24 protein-coding genes are annotated in these 22031 nt (G+C 42.1%); 23 read left to right on the top strand and 1 reads right to left on the bottom strand.

Features of this window, described 5'->3' with window-relative positions; translation table 11 throughout:
* Nucleotides 1-9 precede the first annotated feature (9 nt).
* The 11 genes from IRB43_RS12485 (at nt 10) to IRB43_RS12435 (ending at nt 10624) form a co-directional block, all read left to right on the top strand.
* Nucleotides 10-1875: an ABC-F family ATP-binding cassette domain-containing protein gene (locus tag IRB43_RS12485; RefSeq protein WP_203363812.1), complete on the top strand. Its 1866-nt coding sequence runs from the start codon at nt 10-12 to the stop codon at nt 1873-1875.
* A 78-nt stretch (nt 1876-1953) separates the two neighbouring features.
* Complete coding sequence (locus IRB43_RS12480; RefSeq protein WP_203363811.1) at nt 1954-3090, top strand: conserved virulence factor C family protein; 1137 nt, start codon at nt 1954-1956, stop codon at nt 3088-3090.
* On the top strand, nt 3087-3521 hold the full coding sequence (locus IRB43_RS12475; protein ID WP_203363810.1) for a BrxA/BrxB family bacilliredoxin: 435 nt from the start codon (nt 3087-3089) through the stop codon (nt 3519-3521). Before IRB43_RS12480 ends, IRB43_RS12475 begins: the two co-directional genes overlap by 4 nt.
* Before the next feature lie 66 nt (nt 3522-3587).
* A complete protein-coding gene (locus tag IRB43_RS12470; RefSeq protein ID WP_203363809.1) occupies nt 3588-4367 on the top strand; it encodes a class I SAM-dependent methyltransferase in 780 nt (259 codons plus the stop codon).
* A gap of 44 nt (nt 4368-4411) precedes the next feature.
* Nucleotides 4412-5368 carry a thymidylate synthase gene (locus IRB43_RS12465; RefSeq protein ID WP_203363808.1) on the top strand — a complete coding sequence of 319 codons (957 nt, stop codon included), beginning with the start codon at nt 4412-4414 and terminating at the stop codon, nt 5366-5368.
* A gap of 20 nt (nt 5369-5388) precedes the next feature.
* Nucleotides 5389-5877 carry a dihydrofolate reductase gene (locus IRB43_RS12460; RefSeq protein WP_203363807.1) on the top strand — a complete coding sequence of 163 codons (489 nt, stop codon included), beginning with the start codon at nt 5389-5391 and terminating at the stop codon, nt 5875-5877.
* 44 nt (nt 5878-5921) lie between these two features.
* The gene (locus IRB43_RS12455) at nt 5922-6650 is read left to right on the top strand and encodes a lysophospholipid acyltransferase family protein (RefSeq protein ID WP_203363806.1); all 729 of its coding nucleotides are present in this window, start codon (nt 5922-5924) and stop codon (nt 6648-6650) included.
* A 146-nt stretch (nt 6651-6796) separates the two neighbouring features.
* Nucleotides 6797-7816: an ABC transporter substrate-binding protein gene (locus IRB43_RS12450; RefSeq protein ID WP_203363805.1), complete on the top strand. Its 1020-nt coding sequence runs from the start codon at nt 6797-6799 to the stop codon at nt 7814-7816.
* Between the two features lie 63 nt (nt 7817-7879).
* Nucleotides 7880-8863, top strand: coding sequence for an ABC transporter permease (locus tag IRB43_RS12445; protein ID WP_203363804.1), 984 nt, complete (start codon nt 7880-7882; stop codon nt 8861-8863).
* The gene (locus IRB43_RS12440; RefSeq protein WP_203363803.1) at nt 8838-9632 is read left to right on the top strand and encodes an ABC transporter ATP-binding protein; all 795 of its coding nucleotides are present in this window, start codon (nt 8838-8840) and stop codon (nt 9630-9632) included. Before IRB43_RS12445 ends, IRB43_RS12440 begins: the two co-directional genes overlap by 26 nt.
* A 149-nt stretch (nt 9633-9781) precedes the next feature.
* The gene (locus IRB43_RS12435) at nt 9782-10624 is read left to right on the top strand and encodes a DegV family protein (protein ID WP_203363802.1); all 843 of its coding nucleotides are present in this window, start codon (nt 9782-9784) and stop codon (nt 10622-10624) included.
* A gap of 349 nt (nt 10625-10973) precedes the next feature.
* Here the strand turns inward: IRB43_RS12435 and IRB43_RS12430 are convergent, their stop codons facing one another.
* The gene (locus IRB43_RS12430) at nt 10974-11489 is read right to left on the bottom strand and encodes a PCYCGC domain-containing protein (protein WP_203363801.1); all 516 of its coding nucleotides are present in this window, start codon (nt 11487-11489) and stop codon (nt 10974-10976) included.
* Nucleotides 11490-11687: 198 nt separating this feature from the next.
* Here IRB43_RS12430 and IRB43_RS12425 point away from each other — a divergent pair, with 198 nt between their 5' ends.
* From IRB43_RS12425 to IRB43_RS12370, 12 genes are all read left to right on the top strand, one after another.
* On the top strand, nt 11688-12464 hold the full coding sequence (locus IRB43_RS12425) for an SGNH/GDSL hydrolase family protein (protein ID WP_203363800.1): 777 nt from the start codon (nt 11688-11690) through the stop codon (nt 12462-12464).
* A complete protein-coding gene (locus tag IRB43_RS12420) occupies nt 12461-13063 on the top strand; it encodes a YpmS family protein (RefSeq protein ID WP_203363799.1) in 603 nt (200 codons plus the stop codon). The genes IRB43_RS12425 and IRB43_RS12420 overlap by 4 nt, the downstream gene beginning before the upstream one ends.
* 149 nt (nt 13064-13212) lie before the next feature.
* Complete coding sequence (locus IRB43_RS12415) at nt 13213-13437, top strand: YozE family protein (protein WP_343070870.1); 225 nt, start codon at nt 13213-13215, stop codon at nt 13435-13437.
* A 71-nt stretch (nt 13438-13508) separates the two neighbouring features.
* Nucleotides 13509-14279: a sporulation protein gene (locus IRB43_RS12410; protein WP_203363797.1), complete on the top strand. Its 771-nt coding sequence runs from the start codon at nt 13509-13511 to the stop codon at nt 14277-14279.
* A 68-nt stretch (nt 14280-14347) separates the two neighbouring features.
* Nucleotides 14348-15052: a purine-nucleoside phosphorylase gene (deoD, locus tag IRB43_RS12405; RefSeq protein ID WP_203363796.1), complete on the top strand. Its 705-nt coding sequence runs from the start codon at nt 14348-14350 to the stop codon at nt 15050-15052.
* A 40-nt stretch (nt 15053-15092) separates the two neighbouring features.
* A complete protein-coding gene (locus IRB43_RS12400) occupies nt 15093-15908 on the top strand; it encodes a M15 family metallopeptidase (protein ID WP_238941990.1) in 816 nt (271 codons plus the stop codon).
* A 107-nt stretch (nt 15909-16015) separates the two neighbouring features.
* On the top strand, nt 16016-16321 hold the full coding sequence (locus tag IRB43_RS12395) for a metal-sensing transcriptional repressor (protein ID WP_481748145.1): 306 nt from the start codon (nt 16016-16018) through the stop codon (nt 16319-16321).
* Nucleotides 16322-16354: 33 nt separating this feature from the next.
* The gene (locus tag IRB43_RS12390; protein ID WP_203363794.1) at nt 16355-18751 is read left to right on the top strand and encodes a heavy metal translocating P-type ATPase; all 2397 of its coding nucleotides are present in this window, start codon (nt 16355-16357) and stop codon (nt 18749-18751) included.
* A 17-nt stretch (nt 18752-18768) separates the two neighbouring features.
* Complete coding sequence (copZ, locus tag IRB43_RS12385) at nt 18769-18975, top strand: copper chaperone CopZ (protein WP_203363793.1); 207 nt, start codon at nt 18769-18771, stop codon at nt 18973-18975.
* Between the two features lie 118 nt (nt 18976-19093).
* Entirely contained in the window at nt 19094-20566 is a 1473-nt protein-coding gene (locus IRB43_RS12380) for a lmo1851 family serine protease (RefSeq protein ID WP_203363835.1), read from the top strand.
* A gap of 84 nt (nt 20567-20650) precedes the next feature.
* The gene (locus IRB43_RS12375; RefSeq protein WP_203363792.1) at nt 20651-21562 is read left to right on the top strand and encodes a CobW family GTP-binding protein; all 912 of its coding nucleotides are present in this window, start codon (nt 20651-20653) and stop codon (nt 21560-21562) included.
* Between the two features lie 76 nt (nt 21563-21638).
* Complete coding sequence (locus IRB43_RS12370; RefSeq protein WP_203363791.1) at nt 21639-21971, top strand: hypothetical protein; 333 nt, start codon at nt 21639-21641, stop codon at nt 21969-21971.
* Nucleotides 21972-22031 lie beyond the last annotated feature (60 nt).

The raw sequence follows: 22031 nt of genomic DNA, 5'->3' as shown, positions 1-22031 counted from the left end.
TAACGACGAATGAGAGTGTTAACAGTAAATGAAATGACAAAAACGTATGGGGAAAAGGTACTGTTTAAGAACCTAACGTTTTCGATTAGCGAGAAAGAGCGCATCGGTTTAATTGGTGTCAACGGAACAGGAAAATCGAGCCTGTTGAAAATTGTTGCGGGGAAAGATTTGCCTGATAGTGGAGAGATGATTGCACCGAATGATTACTCGATTGCTTACTTAGCTCAAGAACCAGAAATGGACCTAGATCTATCTGTGATGGACCAACTATTTTTAAGTGAGGCACCGGTCATTCAACTTTTGAAAAAATATGAGCAGACGTTAAGAAAGTTAGAACAAGAGCCAAATAACGAAACGGTGACGGAAGAATTGTTTGAGTTGCAAAAACGAATGGATGCGCTCGATGCGTGGGAAGCGAATACGAATGCAGAAGCGATTTTAATGAAGCTAGGTATTTCTGATTTTAGCCGCAAAATTGGCGAGCTTTCCGGCGGACAGAAAAAGCGTGTTGCTCTTGCTCAAGTATTAATTGAAACACCGGATTTGCTCATTTTAGACGAGCCGACCAACCATTTGGATTATGAAACAATTGGGTGGCTAGAGGACTATTTAAGTAAATATACGGGTGCTGTTTTGCTTGTCACTCATGACCGCTATTTTCTCGATCGTGTAACAAACCGAATGTTTGAGCTTGAAGGTGGCAACATCTACACCTATAAAGGTAATTATCAAAGTTATATTGAGCAAAAAGCAGAGCGTGAGGAACAGCAAGCGGCCGCTGAGGATAAGCGTCGGAATTTATATCGCCGCGAGCTCGCGTGGATGAGACGAGGAGCGAAAGCGCGGACGACGAAGCAAAAGGCGAGAATTGACCGTTTTGAACAAATAGAAGGCTCCCTTGGCCAAGGGCCGAAGAAAGAGCAAGTTGACTTAGCTGTAAAGGGGAGTCGACTCGGCAAGCAAGTATTTGAACTGAAAGATGTTTCGAAATCCTTTGACGGTAAGGTCATTTTAAAAGATTTCAATATACTCGTGAAACCGGGTGACCGTTTTGGCATTGTCGGCAAAAACGGCAGTGGGAAATCGACGTTTATGAACCTGTTAGCTGGACAACTCCCGTTTGATCAAGGGGAAATGATTACAGGACAAACGGTAAAAATCGCTTACTATACCCAAGAGCGGACCGATATGGATGAAAAGATGCGGATGATCGCTTATATTCGTGAGTCAGCCGAAGTCGTGACAACAAAGGATGGCGAGCAATTGTCCGCCGCTCAAATGCTCGAACGATTTTTATTTCCGATGCATGCCCATGGGACTCCAATTTATAAGCTATCGGGTGGAGAGAAACGTCGCCTTTATTTGTTAAAATTATTGATGGCGCAACCAAATGTACTGTTACTCGATGAGCCGACGAACGATTTAGATACGGCGACGTTAACCGTTCTTGAAGACTATTTAGAGGATTTTCCAGGCGTCGTGATCACGGTTTCTCATGACCGTTATTTCCTCGATAAAACAGCGACTCAATTGCTGGTGTTCCAAGGAAATGGTGTGATTGACTCATATTACGGTTCGTATAGCGATTATCTTGACCAACAAGCGGCACGTGAGAAGCTAGAAGCCGCTCCTGTGAAAAAGGTCGTTCAAGAAAAAACGAAGAAAAAATTAAGCTATAATGAACAGCGGGAATGGGACGGCCTAGAGGCGAAGATGGCTCAAGTGGAAGATCGCATTGCAGAGGCCCAGCAAGAGCTAGATCAAGTAGGAAGTGACTTTGAAAAAGCACAGAGCTTAAGCGAAGAGCTAGAAACATTGAATGAAGAGTTAGAGCATTTAATTGAACGCTGGAGTTATTTATCTGAATTTGTGTAATGAGCAGGATATCAGGTGGGAGCGTTTCTTCTATGCTACAATAGCAACAACGACTTGATAGGAAAGGAAAAACACAGAATGAAGATTATTAAAATCGAGCCGACGCCAAGCCCAAATACGATGAAAATATTGCTAGATCAGGAGCTTCCGGCTGGAAAAAGCAATAATTATAAAGCGGCGCAAGCGGAGGAAGTGTCTGAGCCACTTCGGTCGTTGTTGAAGATCGAAGGCGTCAAAGGGGTTTACCATGTCGCGGATTTTCTCGCTGTGGAGCGGAACGGAAAATATGATTGGCAGTATATTTTGCCGCAAGTTCGTCAAGTTTTTGGGGAAGCATCTAGGGGAGAAACAGTCAATGCTTCAATGGAAGAAGCCTTTGGTGAGGTGCAAGCGGCGATTCAAGTGTTTAAAGGCATTCCCATTCAGCTGAAATTAACGTCAGCGACCGAAGAAAAGCGTTTTCCGCTTCCAGATGAGTTTTTACAAGCGTTTCAACAGGCACAGTCTGGCGACGATAATTACGTATTGCAAAGAAAGTGGCAGGACTTCGGGGTTCGTTACGGTGATTTAGAGGAAATCGGCAAAGAAACGGTGGAAGAGCTGATCGCTGCCTATCCGAAAGAAAGGCTGACCGCTTTAGCGGAAAGCGGAGCGAGCGGCCAGTTGCTTGAGAAACGCCCACAAGTGAAGCTGACGGAAGTGATGTGGCAAGCGGAAGAAGATTGGCGAAAGCGCTATGAGTGGATGGAAGGGTTAGCTGATCCAACGCTTGACGATCTGGCTGTGTTAACATTAGCCTTATCAGACAGTAAACCAGCGATTCGCCGATTGGCGGTTGTCTACATCGGCATGATTGAAGATGTTCAAGTGCTGCCGTTATTAACGCAAGCTTTAAAGGATCCAACGGTAACCGTTCGGCGGACTGCGGGTGACTGTTTGTCCGATCTAGGATTTAAAGAAGCGATCCCGGCGATGTGTGAGGCGCTTAACGATAAAAGCAAAATCGTGCGCTGGAGAGCGGCAATGTTTTTATACGAGGTGGGTGATGAAACAGCGTTGCCTGCTTTAAAGGTGGCTGTCGATGATCCTGAATTTGAAGTGCAAATGCAAGTGAAAATGGCCATTGAAAGAATTGAAGGTGGCGAGGAAGCAAAAGGCTCGGTGTGGAAACAAATGACCGAAGCGAGATGGAAGAAAGAGGAGGAAACAAAATGACAAATGCTTATGAAGAATATATGCGCCAAATGGTATTACCGATGCGTGCTGAATTAACAAATGCTGGCTTTACGGAGTTGAAAACAGCCGAAGAAGTGACAGAATTTATGGAACAGGTAGAAGGAACAACATTAGTTGTCGTCAATTCTGTATGCGGTTGTGCCGCCGGTCTTGCCCGACCAGCAGCTACACAAGCGTCGATGCATGATTCGGCACCGGATCATTTCGTGACGGTATTTGCCGGACAAGACAAGGAAGCCACGGCACAAATGCGCACGTATTTTGATGGATACGAGCCATCTTCACCGTCTATGGCTCTATTAAAAGGAAAAGAAGTGGTACACTTCATTCCGCGTGAGCAAATTGAAGGACAAGATATCGGTTCGATCATTACGAACTTGACGACGGCTTTTGCACAATACTGTAAATAAGAGGAAAGGATGCCGCACTAGCGGCATCCTTTTTACAGGTACTTATTTGTTAGCGAGGAAAAACAGATGATTATTTCAACATCAAGTAGAGTAAATACGGCATTAGAACAAAAGGCAAAGCAAGCAGCGAAAGAACTAGGCTTTTCATATATTCCGAGACAAAAACGTTCCGTTGCCGATTTGCAAAAACAGTATGACTCAGACTGCTTAATCATCGCAAAGGAGCGAATCGAGTTACACCCTTTACATGAACAGGAGCCGTTTTTCTTTCATCCCAACTCCGCTTCTTTTCGGGTCAAACGTCTCATGCGAAGAGAAGAAGATCCTTTTGTGTCGGCGGCTAAGCTGAAGCCAGGCATGTCTGTACTAGATTGCACGCTCGGATTGGCTTCTGACAGTATTGTGGCGAGCTTTGTGACTGGTCCAACAGGTCATGTGACAGGCATGGAAGGTAGCCCGGTGCTTGGGTATATCGTGAAGCAAGGGTTAAAACAGTGGCGGGCTCCTCTATCAGAGTTGCAACAAGCAATGGAACGAATTGATGTCCAGGTCGGACGTTATCAACAGCTGCTTTCTGCATGTGAAGACCGCTCGTTTGATGTCGTCTATTTTGACCCGATGTTTACAGAAACGGTTGAGGCATCAGAAGGTATTGCGGGTTTGCGCCATTTTGCGATCTATGATGAACTTGAAAAGGAAACAATCGAACAAGCGATGAGAGTAGCGAAACAGCGGGTCGTGTTAAAGGATCACTTTCGCTCGGATCGATTTGAGCGCCTTGGATTCGAACAGCATATTCGCAAAACCTCCGCTTTTCACTTCGGAACAATTGAAGTTGGTTCATGATATTTGTTAAAATAGACAGGTTATAAAAGAAGGGGTGCAGCAACATGAGTCAAAATGAACAACAGTATTTAAATCTCTGCCGTCATATTTTACAAGAAGGCGTGAAGAAAGAGGATCGCACCGGAACGGGAACGATCTCCGTATTCGGGCATCAAATGCGCTTTAATCTGCAAGAAGGATTTCCGTTGTTAACTACGAAACGCATTCCTTTTCGCTTAATTGTTAGTGAGCTTCTATGGTTTATGAAAGGCGATACGAACATTCGTTATTTATTGCAGCATAATAATAATATTTGGAATGAATGGGCCTTTAAAAATTGGGTCGAAAGTGAAGACTATCACGGGCCTGATATGACAAACTTCGGCTTGCGGGCGTTAGAAGATCCAGCATTCCAAGAAGAATATCAGCAACAAATGGAGCAGTTTAAAGAAAAAGTGTTAACGGATGATGCCTTTGCGGCTAAGTATGGAAAACTTGGCGATGTGTACGGCAGTCAGTGGCGAGCGTGGAAAACGACGCAAGGGGAGACGATTGATCAACTACAACAAGTGATTGAGATGATTAAGAAAAATCCTGATTCTCGACGCTTGCTAGTATCAGCTTGGAATCCGGAAGACATTCCTTCAATGGCTTTACCGCCATGTCATACGATATTTCAATTTTACGTCGCGGAAGGAAAACTGTCTTGCCAACTGTATCAGCGCTCTGGAGATGTCTTTTTAGGCGTGCCTTTCAATATTGCTAGCTACGCCTTACTTACTTGCTTAATCGCTCATGAGTGTGGACTCAAGCCAGGTGAATTCGTTCATACGATTGGCGATGCTCATATTTATTTAAATCATTTGGAGCAAGTAGAGACACAACTACAACGGGAGCCAAAGCCACTTCCGACGTTAGTGTTAAACAAAGAGAAAACGAATGTGTTAGATTTTGATATGGAAGATATTGCGGTAGAGGGATATGAACCGCATCCGGCGATTAAGGCACCGGTAGCGGTGTAATAAAGGAAAGAAGGGGTTCGATGATTTCATTTATTTGGGCGATGGATCAAAACGGTGTGATCGGTAAAGATAATCAATTACCTTGGCGACTGCCAGAGGATTTGAAGTTTTTTAAAGAAACGACGATGGGCCATCCAATTGTGATGGGAAGAAAGACATTCGAATCGATCGGCAAGCCACTGCCTGGACGAGAAAATGTCATTTTGACCCGCGACCGTCATTATGAAGCGGAAGGCTGTACGGTTGTGTATTCTGTGGAAGAATTGGTGCAGAAAGCGGAACAAGAAGATGAGTTATTCATTACGGGTGGAGCGGAAATTTTTCGTTTAATGCTTCCGTTTGCGGATCGCTTGTATGTAACCGTCATTGAAGAGTCTTTTGATGGAGATACTTATTTCCCGAACGAGCTGGACTGGGAAGACTGGGAGCTTGTTTCCGCTACGCCAGGGCTTAAAAATGAAAAAAACCCGTATGACTATCAATTTCGCATATATGAAAAGAAGAAATAGCAGACTGTCTCTGCTATTTTCTTTCTGTTTTTAGGAGGAGACATATGTTTCGCTTACTGTATTTTGTTTTGTTTTTAATTGTGACGCTAATCGGAAGTTTACCGGCGCTTCGCAAAAGTAGAAAAGTGAATGAGGAGTGGACGGTGGCTGAACGTGATCAGCAAATGCATCAGCTGCCGAAACGATGGGCAAGATCGGTCGTGAAATCCACAGGCTCAACGGTTGATATCCAAGGGCAGGAACATATTCCGAATGGTCCTGTTCTCTTCATTTGTAATCACGAAGGGGACTTTGATGTGCCTGCTTTACTCGGACATATTGATAAGCCGTTTGGGTTTATTTCCAAAGTAGAAGTGAAGAAGGTTCCGGTTGTGCGCGATTGGATGGATGTCATCGGCTGTATTTACATCAACCGCAACAATCGTCGTGACGCAGTTAAGATGCTTCGCGATGGAGCGGATAAATTAAAAGCCGGTCACTCGCTGCTTATTTTTCCTGAAGGGACGAGAAGTTTAGGTGGAGAGATGAAGGCATTTAAATCGGGTGGTTTTCGAATAGCGAAGGATGCTAACGTACCGATCGTTCCCGTAGTAATCAAAGGAACATCCGATATGTTTGAGAAGAACAACCGCAAAAAAGTGACACCTGGTCATGTTCAAATTCAGATTTTACCAGCGGTTTCTGCTGATATATTTGAAGAATACGAGTTAAAAGACGTAGCGGAAATGACGCAGAAAAAAATTCAAGAAGCATTAGATCAAATGAAGAAATAAATAAATGGGGCCAGCTGTGAGTTGGCCCTATTTGTTTATTTCTTCAAGTAAATGTAATTTTCAGAAAACACTTGCTTTTCTGTTAATGTTATTGCATAATAACATTAATATTTTAATGGAGCAAAGCAGTAAATCATGTAAGTGAAATGTTAGGGGGAGTCATTGTGAAAAAGTGGGTAAAAGGAATGGCGGCAGTTGGAATGACAAGTATGCTGATGTTAGCTGGCTGCGGCAATAGCGGAGAAAAAGAGAAGAAAGAAGAAGCTGGGTCAGCTAAAGAAGACACAGTGAAAATTGGAGTCACGCAAATTGTTGAGCATCCGTCGTTAGACAATGCGTACAAAGGATTTCAACAAGCGTTAGAAGATGGCGGAGTAAAAGCGGATTATGATGTGCAAATAGCACAAGGCGACCAAAATAATAACCAAACGATCGCCAATAACTTTGTTGGGGATAAGGTTGATTTAATTTTCGCCAATTCCACGCCGAGTGCTACAAGTGCGTTAAATGCGACGAAAGAGATTCCGATTGTGTTTACTTCCGTAACTGATCCAGTCGTAGGGGGATTAGTAAAAGATCCGAAAAAACCTGGCGGCAATATTACTGGAACGACAGATCTTCATCCAGATGCGATTTCAAAAACGATAGAATTTATGGCCAAGGAATTTAAAGGAAAAAACGTGGGTGTTATTTATAATGCTGGCGAGCAAAATTCGGTCGCCCAAGTCGAAGCAGTTGAAAACATAATGAAGAAAAATGGGCTGAAGCTCGTTCCTGTAACCGTATCTACTTCTTCTGAGGTAAAGCAAGCGGCAGAATCCCTCGTTGGGAAAGCAGATATGATTTACATCGTCACAGATAATACGGTTGTATCGGCGTTAGAATCTGTCATTCAAGTAGCGAATAAAGAGGATATGCCAATGTTTGTCGGCGAACTTGATTCCGTGAAACGCGGAGGATTTGCGGCATTTGGCTTTGAATATTACGACATCGGTTACGAAGCGGGTCAAATGGCTGTACAAATTTTAAAAGAAGGTAAAAAGCCAGGCGATTTGCCGGTTCAGCAGCCGCAAAAATTAAAGTTATTAATTAACGAAAAAGCCGCGAAAGAAATGAATATTGATATAAAAGAAGAATGGAAAAAGCAAGCCGAATTTGTGAAGTAATGTGGATGGGAGCTTTTCAGTGAGAAGCTCCTTTATGTAATTTGTTACACAGGAGGGGATTAGATGTTTACAGCTATGTTTGGGTCAGTGGAAGTGGGAATGATCTATGCGATCATGGCACTTGGTGTGTATTTATCCTTCCGAATTCTTGATTTTCCTGATTTAACGGTAGATGGAAGCTTTGTCACGGGCGGAGCGACCGCCTCGGTATTAATTATTTCAGGGGTTAATCCTTTTTTAGCTACAGGAGCTGGGTTTTTAGCTGGATTTATCGCTGGATGTTTGACTGGAATTCTTCATACAAAAGGGAAAATTAATCCGTTGCTTTCTGGTATTTTAATGATGATTGCTCTTTATTCCATTAACTTGCGGATTATGGGAAAGCCAAATGTTCCTTTATTGGCGGAAGAAACGGTGTTGACGAAGATTTCAGCTTGGTGGCAAGGACTAGGCATCGGCAGCATGTTTGAAGGAGCGACTTGGGAAATCTTACTTTCGATGTTTCTGCTGGCTTTTGTGATTAAGATTGTACTTGATTTGTTTTTAAAGACGGAAATCGGCCTAGGTTTACGAGCAGTTGGTGATAACGATGGCATGGTTCGCAGCTTTTCAGCCAATACCGACTGGCTAAAGGTGCTTGGACTTGGCTTATCGAATGCGTTAGTTGCTTTCTCTGGTGCGTTAATTGCTCAATATAACGGCTTTAGTGATGCTGGAATGGGAATTGGAATGATTATTATCGGCTTGGCGTCTGTCATTATTGGTGAAGCAATTATCGGCAATTCTTCTATTGCTCGAGCGACATTGGCTGTTTTGATTGGAGCGATTGTGTATCGAATGATTGTCACATTGGCGTTAAGGTTTGAATTTTTGGAAACAGGAGATATGAAGTTAATTACAGCGGTCATTGTCATTATTGCGCTTGTGGTTCCGAAGCTGATCGATAAGCAAAAGGCGACAATGCGTAAAAAGAAACGAGCGGCTCAGCTAGAAGCAACCATCAAGGAAAGAGGGGATCAAATTGCTTCAGTTAAATCAAATCTATAAAGTGTTCTATGAGGGAACGCCAGATGAAAAGATCGCCCTCAATCAAGTGAATTTACAGCTGAATCCGGGCGATTTTGTGACCGTGATTGGAAGCAATGGAGCCGGCAAGTCAACGCTGATGAATATGATTTCGGGGAAGCTCTTTCCTGATGCCGGAACCGTTATGATTGATGGTGTAAACATGTCGGCTTTAGCTGAACATAAACGGGCGAGAAAAATTGGCCGGGTGTTCCAAGATCCGTTAGCTGGTACAGCACCGACGATGACGATTGAAGAAAATTTAGCGCTCGCTTACAATCGCACGAAAACGAGAACGTTAGCCTTGGGTGTGACAAAAAGCAAGCGAGATTTTTTCCGCGAGCAGTTAGAAATGCTCCATCTTGGCTTAGAAAATCGTCTGTCGGCAAAAGTCGGCTTATTATCTGGAGGGGAACGCCAAGCGTTGTCGCTTTTGATGGCCACGTTCACGAAGCCGAAGATTTTATTGCTTGATGAACATACAGCAGCCCTTGATCCAGCGCGCGCAGAGCTGATTACGAATTTAACGAAAGAAATTGTTGCTAAATTCGAACTGACGACGCTCATGGTGACGCATAACATGCAACAAGCACTCGACCTCGGTAACCGCCTCATTATGATGGATAAAGGGCAAATCATTTTTGAAGCGAATGAAAAGGAAAAACCGGACTTAACGGTAGAGAAATTACTAGCAGAATTTCAACGGATTCGCGGCGAAGCAATGTTAAACGATCGCTCGTTGCTAGCGTAGAAAAAGCTTGTAGAGGAAATGATCCTCTGCAAGCTTTTTTAAGTTTGTTAGGAGAGGAAAACCTATGAAAATAAGTAAATGTTATTTAATTTCCTTCCGTTTAACGGTATAATGGCAAGAGATTGACTGTATAGTTAGGATGTGTAAGTGTGAGAAAAATCAAAATAGTGACGGATTCGTCCGCAGATATAAGACAAAGTGACTTAGAGGCATACGGAATTACATGTGTGCCATTGACGATTTTCATAGACGGTGAATCTTATTTAGATGGAGTGGAAATTTCCCCTGATGAATTTTTAGTGAAAATGCAGCAAGCGAAAGAATTGCCGAAAAGTTCACAGCCCCCTGTCGGCCGTTTTTTAGAAGTGTATGATGAACTAGGAAAAGACGGCAGTGAAATTTTATCGATCCATATGACAGGGAAAATGAGCGGAACCGTTCGCTCTGCTCAGCAAGCGGCGGAAATGAGCGAATCGAAAGTAACTGTCTTAGACTCTGGTTATATTTCGAAAGCCTTATCTTTTCAAGTGATGGAGGCTGTGAAAATGGCAGAGGAAGGCCGAACCGTCGATGAGATCATCGCTAAACTCGTGGAAATACGGTCGCAAACGAAACTGTATCTCGTGGTGGACACGCTAGAAAACTTAATTAAAGGTGGTCGCATTGGCAGAGCAACCGGTTTCATCGGTTCTTTATTAAACATTAAACCGATTTTAAACTTGGATATGGCAGAATTAAGTCCCGTAACGAAAGTTCGCAGCCATGCGCAAGTGATTAAGTTTTTATCCAAGCAGTTAGCGGAAGAGTTAAAGGGGAAACAATTAATCAAAGTAGGCTTTGCTCATGCAGGCGGTCATGAATTAACCCGCAAGCTAAAGGACAAAGTGATTGAATTGACCGGCTTTGAAGATATTGAAATAGATACAACCACACCAATTATCTCTACCCACACAGGCCCTGGCGCTGTGGCGATTATGTATTGGGCGAAATAAAATGAATGACCCGAGTGTTAGATTCGTTTCTGATGCTTGGGTTTTTCATTGTTAAGTTAATAAGCTTTGTTTGACGTTATGGGGCAGTTCCTCGATTTTATGAATGTTTATTTGACTTTGAAGAGATTTCTCTGCCCTTATGCAAATGTTTTCAATAAAAAAATCCCCAAGCTCGACTTCATACTATGTTATCGGGCTTGGGGTTACTGGTTGACTTCGCTTTTCGATTGTCCAGCTCCGCCTCCTAGACACTCGAGTCAAATGCCACCCTGACTGCATGGCTGAAGAGCGCCATGCAGTCATTCTGTCACTTGCTTGTCGTGTCTAACCAGTCGGCTTCCGCTTTTCGTTAAGCAGGCATCGGTGTTGGCGTTGGTTCGGCATAGCCTTCGTTGTATTTATTATCAATGTAGTCGCGGATTTCTTTTAAGGATTTGCCTTCTTTGTGCATGAGGACAGATTCGGCTGCGATTTCGAGGCAGACGCCGCATCGTGTGCCGTGGTCATCCCATACGACTTTTTGATCGTTGATGTCAGCAACGAAGCAATTTAAGTTGCTTTTATGATCGGCGGATTCACCGCAGCCGCAATAGCACGGCATCGATTCTAGTACTTCCGGGTTTTTCGCCGCGGCTAAGTAAATAGCTTTCATTTGGTCATCTTTATCCTTTAAGAAGTTTGGCATGTCATCAACAGAGGCTGTTTCTTCTTGAAGGTCGCCATTTGGCTGTGTATGCATATGATCAGAGTGTCCGTGTGACTCGGTTGCTTTTTGGCCTTCACTTTCTTTTTCAGAAGTAGAAGAACAGCCAACGATAAGCAAAAGCAAACTGCCGAGAACGACAAAGTAAGTCCATACTCGCATGATAAAACCCCTTTTCTGTATAATGATTTATTATACATGAATGAGATAAGCGGAACCAATAATAGATTGGTGGGAAGTAGCTTTTCGTACAAAAGGCTAGAGTCAAAAAATTATTAAAATGAACAGATTGTTTAACAAAGCCTGATAAAATAAGAATATGCTATAATGTGAGTACTTTTAAACAGCGGGGTGAGTAAGTTGAAGAAAGCATGGCTTCTTGTCTTTGCTTTCGTATGGAGCTTGTCTGCTTGTTCCGAGCAAGAGGAAAAGGTAAAGGTGATTCCGAAAGAATTGAGCGTGGTATCTGTAGGAGATTCCTTAACTGAGGGAATAGGAGATAGTACGAAAACAGGGGGATACATTCCTTATTTACAAGACCATTTAGTTCAATTAGAAGAAGTGAAAGATGCGACGTTCACGAATTATGGAGTCAAGGGGAATCGCACGGATCAACTTCTTGAGCGGTTAGATGAGCAGCAAGTGAAAGATTCGATTAAGCAGGCAGATTTTGTGATTATTACGATTGGCGGAAATGATATTATGAAAGTATTTAAAGAAAATTTTGGCCAGTTAAAAGTGAAACAGTTTGAACAGGGAAGAAAGGATTACGAGAAGCGCTTAAATGAAATTATTGTGAAAGTGCGGGAAAGTAATCAAGAAGCAGGGATTGTATTAGTGGGTCTTTATAATCCATTTATGGAAGTGTTTCATAATGTAGAAGAAGTAGAAGAGATTTTGCAAAATTGGAATGAAACGAGTAAACAAACGGTTGAAAAATATGATCAAACCACTTTTGTATCCGTGGAAGATTTGTTTAAGGACCAGAAAGAAGATATATTTTATGTGGACCAATTTCATCCGAATGATCGGGGATATGAGTTGATGGCCAACCGTATTTTTGAAACAATCAACGGAAAAGAGTTAGAAGAATTGACAAATCAGAAAATCATGTACGTAAAAGAGGAGCAACAATGAGACAATTTTGGAAATATGCTTTTTTTGCTATATTAGCAGTTAATATCTTGTTTTTGACAGTGCTTGGTGTGAAAATTTTTTCTCCAATAAAAGATGATCCCATTCCTGAAGCCTCACCTGCAAGAGATGCAGTGGAATTTCAAGTGCAATCCAATAAAGAAGATCTTAATAGAGTGATACAGTCCTATATTAAAAAGGAAACGAAAAACAGCCCGGTGAAATTGAATGTGTATTTGAAAGATCAAGTGATTATGTATGGGGAAATCCCAGTGTTTTCTAGTGGGATTGACTATAAGCTGACGTTTGAGCCGAAAGCTTTGGAAAATGGCGATATTGTTTTAAAACAAAAAGAGATGAAAATGGGACGCGTGAGTCTCCCTGTTTCTTATGTGATGAAAGCGGCTAAAGATGCTTATCCATTCCCGGATTGGGTCAAATTTATGCCGAACGATCAAATGATTTACCTTTCTTTAAATGACTTAAAATTGAAAAGTGATGTGAAAGTGCGCGCTGATCAATTTAATTTAAAGAAGGATGATATTCAATTTACGTTTATGCTTCCAATAGAAGATTCATCAAAAGAAGCTACTCCTAAGTAGGGAGTGGCTTTTTTATTGGTGGAAATGGAATTTAGAGGGAATGGTTTGAGTATAAATGACAGTACTCAAGCGGCTGAAGCAGGAAATGTGTTTTCGCTTTACATTTTTCTGCTTCCTCATATATATTGATGACAAAAGGAGGAAAAAAAGTGCGGAGATCGTTTTTTCATTATTTAATGAAGTATCGGGAGGAGTCCCCACGCGATGAAATAGCCGAATTTGCCAACGAGGCATTTCGGGATCATAGCTTTCCAAAGAATGAAACGAGCTATGATGAATTAAGTCGGTATTTAGAGCTCAATGGATTGTATTTGCCGAGCATGTCCGTTTTTGATGAAGCATGGGAAAGATACATCGAAGAAGAAAAAGAGTAAAAAGATGAAACCTTTGGCTTTTTGTTTGCGTATCATTAGATAGCAAAAAAATTACTTAGGGGGAATTTTCAATGTCATTTTTCGGTAAAGTACTAGCGAGTTTTGGTGTAGGTGGAGCGAGAGTGGATACAAAGCTGGAGCGATCAGAGTACACAGCAGGAGAGATCATGCGCGGGAAGGTTGAAATTTATGGGGGCAACGTTCCTCAAGACATTGACTCCATTTACTTAAAAGTAAATACAACGTATACGCGTGAAACAGATGATCGCAAGTATACTGATTATGCCGCAGTCAAGAAGCAGAAGCTGAATGAGCCTTTTACGATCGGAGCAGGGGAGATGAAGGTGATTCCATTTGAATTGGAATTGCCGAGAGATACGCCAATTACTTATGGTACCACTCGTGTATGGGTAGAGACAGGGTTGGATATTAAAAATGCAGTTGATCCGGAAGACAAGGATTACATAGAAGTGCGTCCGACGCCGCTTGCAACAAAAATTTTAGAGGAAATTGAGCAGCTTGGTTTCCGTTTGCGCAAAGTGGAGTGCGAACAAGCATCATTAAAAATTGCCAGCCACTATCCTTTCGTACAAGAGTTTGAGTTTGTGCCAACGAAAGGAGCGTTCCGTGGCCGTCTTGATGAACTGGAGTTGATGTTTATTTCGCAAACAGAGCAATCCGCCCGTTTATTAATTGAAGTCGATCGCAAGGCAAGAGGGCTAGGCGGTTTTCTTGCGGAGGCGCTAGAAATGGATGAAAGCCATATCAATGTGCAGATTACGACACAAGATTTGCCACAACTAAAAGAGAAGCTTACGCAAATCATTTCCGCTCACATGTAACGTTTGCAACCGCTATATAAAAAGATTAAAATGAATGTTGCAACAGCTATCCTACTGGAGGTATGATCATGAGCATTCACATTGGAGCAAAAGAAAATGAAATTGCTGAAACTGTCCTTTTACCAGGAGATCCTTTAAGAGCGAAGTATATTGCGGAAACTTTTTTAGATAACCCTGTTTGTTATAATGAAGTCCGCAATATGTTCGGTTATACAGGTACTTACAAAGGAAAGCGAGTATCTGTTCAAGGGACTGGAATGGGTGTTCCATCGATTTCGATTTACGTTAATGAATTAATGCAAAGCTACAATGTCCAAAACTTAATTCGAGTAGGGACGTGCGGAGCCATTCAAAAAGATGTAAAGGTGCGTGACGTCATTTTAGCGATGAGTGCGTCTACTGATTCGCAAATGAACCGCTTCACTTTTAATGGCATCGACTACGCCCCAACAGCGAATTGGGATTTATTGAAAAAGGCCTATGATGCGGGTACAGAAAAAGGTCTTCAGTTAAAAGTGGGTAACGTCTTTACAGCGGATATGTTTTATAATGATAATGCCGAGCATCAAAAATGGGCTGATTACGGCATTTTAGCGATTGAAATGGAAACATCGGCGCTTTATACGCTTGCAGCGAAGTTTGGTCGCAAAGCGCTTTCCGTATTAACAGTCAGTGATCATATTATTACGGGAGAAGAAACGACAGCGGAAGAACGTCAAACGACATTTAATGACATGATTGAAGTCGCTTTAGACGCGGCGATTCAAGAATGATCATAGGAAAGCCAGCCTAGCGAAACAGGCTGGCTTTCCTATGTCAAATGAAATAATGGGGAGATCAGGTGAGGAAATGAAGAAAACAGGATTACTTTTGTCAGCTATGTTATTGCTTGGCGGATGTCAGGCGGCTGATGAGGAGAAGAAAGCGGAGAAAGAAACGACTGGGACAGCGAAAGAAGAGAAACAAGTAAGCGAAGCATCAGGTCTGCAACTAGAGGCCGCTTTCTTCAATGAAGTGAAGCAAGTCGATGGAAAGGCGGTAATTACTAATCCGGAGAATGTATTGGCGTTAGTGAATAAGCAATTTGCTTTGCCAGGTGACTACAAGCCATCTGATTTAGTTCGTCCGAACGTTCCTTTCTCTTTTGGGAATCAAGATATTGAAAAAAGTTATATGAGAAAGGAAGCAGCCGAAGCGATGGAAGAGATGTTCCAAGCAGCAGAAAAAGAAGGGATTCATTTATTTGCTGTGTCCGGTTATCGTTCGTATGAACGGCAAGAACAAATTTTGGCGAATCAAATTGCCGAAGTAGGAGAAGAGAAGGCGTTAGAAGCGGTAGCGCCGCCTGGTTCGAGTGAGCATCAAACTGGATTAACGATGGACATTTCAGCGGAAAGCGTTCAATTCGATCTTGTTCAAGAATTTGAGACAACAACGGAAGGACAATGGCTAGCAAAGAATGCCCATACATTTGGATTCATTTTACGTTATCCAAAAAATAAAGAAGACATTACATACTATATGTATGAGCCATGGCATTTTCGTTATGTTGGAAAAGAAGCGGCTAAAGATATCTTTGAAAATGGTTGGACGCTTGAAGAGTATTTTAAAAACGTAAAGAAAATTTAACATAATGTTTACCAAGCGGCGAGCAGGTATACTTTCCCCTAGCCGCTTGGCATTTTTTATTTGATTATTATACAGTACGGGGGTATAGTATAAATAAAGGGGTGGAAATGATGGGAAATGAAGCGCATCGCACGGTGTCTCATCGGAGCGAAGAGCAGAAGAAACAGCTGTCTAATCGGTTGAACAGAATTGAAGGACAAGTGCGCGGAATTCAAAAAATGATTGAGGAAGATCGTTATTGTGTCGATATTCTTGTGCAAATTACGGCTGTTCAGTCGGCATTAAAAAATGTGGGGATGCAAGTGCTTGAAAACCACACACATCATTGCGTAGCTAATGCTATTCAATCAGGAGAGGGAAAAGAAGCTATTGATGAGCTAATGAAGGTATTTAACCAGTTTAGCCGAACATAAATGAAAAAGGGTTGACGAAAGAAGGGAATAAGGATGAGTCAACGACATATCAATTTGAAAATATCCGGTATGACCTGTTCTGCTTGCTCGACTCGAATCGAAAAAGTACTGAATAAAATGGATGGGGTAAAAGCCAATGTTAATTTAACGATGGAAACAGCCTCGATTACGATTGATAATGATCGAGTGTCACCGAAGGAAATTGCAGAAAAGATTGAAAAGATGGGCTATAGTGTACGCACAGAAAAGGTAGAACTTGATGTATTTGGTATGACCTGTGCCGCCTGCTCGACTCGAATCGAGAAGGTGCTGAATAAAATGGACGGAGTCAAAACGGCCGTTGTGAATTTAACGGCAGAAACAGCTTCTATCGAATTTGAGCCAGGCATCACATCTGTAGCAAGTCTTGTCGAGAGAATTGAAAAGCTCGGCTATGAAGCGAAAGAAAAGCAAGGAAAGAAAGAAAAAGCGATTCATCAAGAAGAGGAATACAAAGCGAAAAAACGAAAATTTCTCTTTTCGGTTTTATTGTCCTTGCCTCTTTTGTACACGATGGTTGCCCATCTTCCGTTCAATTTGCCTGTGCCAATGCCCCACGTGCTGATGAATCCTTGGGTGCAGCTTCTATTGGCAACTCCCGTTCAATTTTTAATCGGGGCGTCCTTTTATAAAGGGGCATATAAAGCGCTGCGCAATCAAAGTGCTAATATGGATGTGCTAGTGGCACTCGGTACATCCGCCGCTTATTTTTACAGCCTGTTTGAAGCGATTCGTACAATGGGAACAGCTGAACAGCCTCATTTATATTTTGAAACGAGCGCGGTGTTGATTACACTGATTTTATTCGGCAAGCTGCTTGAAGCAAGAGCAAAGGGCCGGACGACGGAAGCGATTTCTTCTCTTTTGAATTTACAAGCGAAGTATGCGACAGTTATAAAGGACGGACAGGAAATGAAGCTGCCGGTTGAACAAGTGATGCTAGGAGATCTTTTAATCGTAAAGCCGGGAGAGAAAATTCCAGTTGATGGCATCGTTCAATCTGGAATGACTAGCGTTGATGAATCCATGATTACAGGAGAATCCATTCCAGTTGAAAAAACAGTTGGTGATGCGGTTATTGGGGCTACGATCAATAAAAATGGTTTTTTAAACATAAAAGCGACAAAGGTGGGGGAAGAGACCGCACTATCTGGAATTATCCGTGCAGTTGAACAGGCACAAGGAAGCAAAGCCCCGATTCAGCGCGTTGCCGATCAAGTATCCGGTGTTTTTGTTCCGATCGTGGTTGTCATTGCTTTGATGACGTTTTTTGTGTGGATCATTTTGGTTGATCGAGGTAATACAGCGGCGGCACTTGAAGCGGCTATTGCTGTATTAGTGATCGCTTGTCCTTGTGCACTCGGTCTTGCTACGCCCACATCGATCATGGTGGGCTCAGGGAAAGGGGCCGAAAACGGGATTCTATTTAAAGGCGGAGAGCATATTGAAAATGCTCAACGTTTAAATACCATTATTCTTGATAAAACAGGCACCATTACAAAAGGAAAACCAGAAGTGACCGATTTTGAAGCTGTTGATGAGGAAGTTCTCTCACTGTTAGCCTCAGCAGAAAAGCAATCGGAACATCCTTTAGCGGAAGCAATTGTCCGCTATGCAAAGGAAAAAGGTGTTCAATGGAAGGAGCCGACCTCCTTCGAAGCGATTCCTGGTCGTGGTATTCAAGCAGAAATCGCGGGGAAAAAGGTGCTGGTCGGTTCGCGACAATGGATGAAGGAACATGGCATTGATTTCAGTCCTTATAAAGGAAAAATGCTGCAGCTAGAAGAACAAGGGAAAACAGCGATGTTCATTTCTATCGATCAACGTTTAAGCGGTTTCGTTGCGGTAGCTGATACCATTAAAACGACCGCAAAACAAGCGATTCAACGTTTAACCGCTGAAGGCATTACTGTTTATATGCTGACAGGAGACAACAGCCGAACAGCGAAAGCGATTGGCCGGGAAGTAGGGATCCAAGAAGAGTATATTTTCGCTGAAGTTCTTCCCAAAGATAAGGCGAATAAAGTGAAGGAACTGCAAGCGAAGGGTTTCGTTGTTGGCATGGTTGGCGACGGGATCAATGATGCCCCAGCCTTGGCTTTGGCCGATGTAGGGATGGCAATTGGAACAGGCACCGATGTCGCGATTGAAGCGGCTGATATTACACTACTTGGCGGCGACTTATTGCTGATTCCAAAGGCGATTAAGCTCAGTAAAGCGACCATCCAAAATATTCGCCAAAATTTATTTTGGGCGTTGATTTATAATGGAGTGGGAGTTCCGATTGCAGCACTTGGTTTATTGGCCCCTTGGGTAGCCGGTGCAGCCATGGCTTTTAGCTCTGTCTCCGTTGTCACCAACTCCTTGCGGTTAAAACGGGTGAAAATCTAAAATTGGAGGAAACAAACATGAAAAAAATGACATTACAAGTAAAAGGAATGACTTGCGGTCATTGTGAGAAAGCAGTGAAAACCGCGTTGTTAGAAGTGGAAGGTGTGAAAGATGTAGCGGTTGATTTACCGACTGGTGCAGTAGCGGTTGAGTTCGATGATGAAAAAGTAACTGCTGCTCAAATGAAAGAAGCGGTAGAAGATCAGGGATATGATGTAGAATAAAAGAAAAAACTTCCCATTGTGTGAAATGGGGAGTTTTTTCTTTTTTATTAATTGAAAAACTGTTAGAATGGAAGAGTTGAAAAATAACTGTACTAAAGGATGGAAAGCGGTGAGCAACATGGAAGAAAACAAATCAGAACAGTCTGGTGACAAGCAAGCCCATTATATTCGGTTAAAGAAGTTTCATTTCGTTATGCTTGTATTCTTTCTCGTCTTTGCCTCAGCAGCTATTACCACGATTGCTCTAGCTTTCGGCGATGAAAAAGCAGCGGAAGTGGGCGTGACGCCTCGTAATGAGTTTGCCAAGTTATATGAAGCATATGACAATTTACAAAGTAGCTATTACAAGGACTTAGATAAAGATCAGCTCATAAATGGTGCGATTAATGGTATGTTGGACTCGCTAGATGATCCATATTCAGATTATATGGATCAAAAGGAAGCAAAGAGCTTCCACGAAAGTGTGTCAGCTTCCTTTGAAGGAATTGGTGCTGAAATTAGAGAAGAAGACGGAGCGATTATGATTGTTTCGCCAATTAAAGGATCACCAGCTGAGAAAGCAGGTATTAAACCAAATGATAAAGTGCTTTCTGTAGATGGAAAAAGCGTTCAAGGAATGGGTTCTTCTGAAGCTGTTATGCTGATTCGCGGCGAAAAAGGAACAAAAGTTAAATTGAAAATTCAACGTGCAGGAATAGCGAAACCAATTGAAATGACAATTGTGCGCGATGAAATTCCTGTCGAAACGGTTTATGCGAAAATGGATGATCATAAAGTGGCTCATATTCAAATTACGAGCTTTTCTGATCATACAGCAGAAGAGCTGAAAAAAGCGATAGAAGATATGAAAGCACAAGGGATGACATCCATGATTCTGGACTTGCGCCAAAATCCTGGAGGGTTATTGGACCAGGCAGTAGAAATTACAAATATGTTTGTACCAAAAGGAAAAGTATTGTTCCAAGTAGAAGACCATAAAGGAAAGCGCGAGAAATTCGTGTCTGATAATAAGCCGAAGTTTGATCTTCCTGTAGCGGTGCTGGTCGATAGCGGCAGTGCCAGTGCATCAGAAATATTCGCAGCAGCGATGAAAGAATCAGCAGGAATCACAATCGTCGGTGAAAAAACATTTGGTAAAGGAACCGTGCAAACATCTGAAGAGTTCAAAGATGGCTCGAATATGAAGTTTACAACAGCGAAATGGTTAACACCGAATGGCAACTGGATTCATAAGAAAGGCGTCGCACCGGATGTAACGGTGAAGTTGCCAGATTATGCAGATTTAGCTTTCTTAAATCCAGATCATCCACTGAAGCTAGATCAATTGTCAGATGAAGTGAAAAATGCTGAGAAGATGTTAGAGGCCCTTGGAATCAATCCTGGAAAAGTGGATGGTTTCTTTGATGAAGAAACAGAGGCAGCTGTGAAGCAATTCCAAGGTAGAGTGGGAATTGAGGCGACCGGGATTATTGAAGGCAAAACATCGCTTGAACTCATGGCGAAGCTAAGAGAGAAAATCGAACAAAATGATACACAAAAACAAAAAGCCATCGAGATTTTAACGAAGCAGAAAACTTCGTCTGCTTCCTGATGTAAAAAAGGCTGTTTTAAAGAGAGATGTTTCTCTTTAAAAGCAGCCTTTTCTTATGATTACTACATAAAAAGGGTGAGCTGTATGAAAAAACAAGTATATGTGTTGTCAGGGTTTTTAGGAAGCGGCAAAACGACGTTATTAAAGCAGCTATTACAACATTTAAAGTCAAACGATCGCCGGCCAGCTGTATTAATGAATGAGCTAGGAGACATTTCGATTGACTCTGATGAAGTGGATAGTGACACACCGTTAAAAGAGCTTCTTAATGGCTGCATTTGCTGTACGATTCAAGACAAGCTAGAAGCTCAGTTACAGGAGTTATTATTAACGGAGGAGTTTGATGATTTAATTATTGAAACGACAGGAGCGGCGCATCCAGTAGAAGCTATTGATGCAATTATGTCCCCTCTTTTTGCTGAAAAGCTGGAATGGAAAGGGATTGTCACGATCGTCGATTGTTTAACTTGGAAACACCGAACGAGCTTATCGCCTGCTGTGCTGCAGCTCATGTATGAACAAATTAGGCATGCGGATTTATTAGTCGTCAATAAGATCGATCTTGTGTCAGAAATGGACCAAGGCTTAATCACTTACGACATTCAGCAAATCAATGCCAATGCACCTATTTGCTTAACGAAGAATGCTCATATTTCAATGAAGCAGTTGAGTGAGATGAATATGTCTCCTAAAGGGGAAAGAACATCTGTTCATGCTCATCATCATCTGCATTTAACCGTCTTTAGCCATACATTTCAAGGAAGTGTTGATATAGAAGCGTTTGAACAATGGCTGCGGGGAACAAGTGACAGCTTGTATCGGATGAAGGGATATATACCGGTTCGCAATAGAAAATATCCGATGCTGTTTCAATATTCCTACGGTATGCCACTATGGATGCCAGAAGAGATGAATATGCCGAACAACCTTGTGATCATTGGGGAAGGTTTAAACAAAGAGGCGATAATTTCCGAGTTACAAGCGTTAGAAAAATAGGTATGCTGTTCAGACTTTATCCTTGCTTTATATACCCCTTGTAGTATAAAATAACATTCGGAAAGGGGTTGTTATCATGTTCATGGTGTTTATGTTGTTATTGTTATTATTCATTTTAATCGGCATTTCTTATAGATATTGGCCAGTTTCAGTCGAAAAAATTCAATTGGATGAGGCAAAGCCTTATCCGATTATTGATGTAAGGGATTATCAGGAAGCGAATCAAGTCCCTTTGCAAGAAGCAATTCAAATGCCTTGCGGGTATATTCCGCGCTACGCTCCTAATTTAAATGAAAAAGTGGTTTATATCGCTGCTGGCAATACGGTGGAGTGTAATTTTGCTGTTCGGTTGCTGAAACGATTTGGCATTGAAGTTAAAGGCTGTATTTGTATGAAAAGTTCCTGCTAACTTTGTTGCTTCTTTATAGCAATAGTTGATTGATTTGATAAATAGTGGCACCCATTTCTT

This window comes from Bacillus sp. REN10 (assembly GCF_016820555.1).
In the GTDB taxonomy this organism is placed as follows: domain Bacteria; phylum Bacillota; class Bacilli; order Bacillales; family Domibacillaceae; genus Bacillus_CE.
Note: the sequence above shows the minus strand (reverse complement) of the source record. Positions and strands in the feature narration are given on the sequence as shown.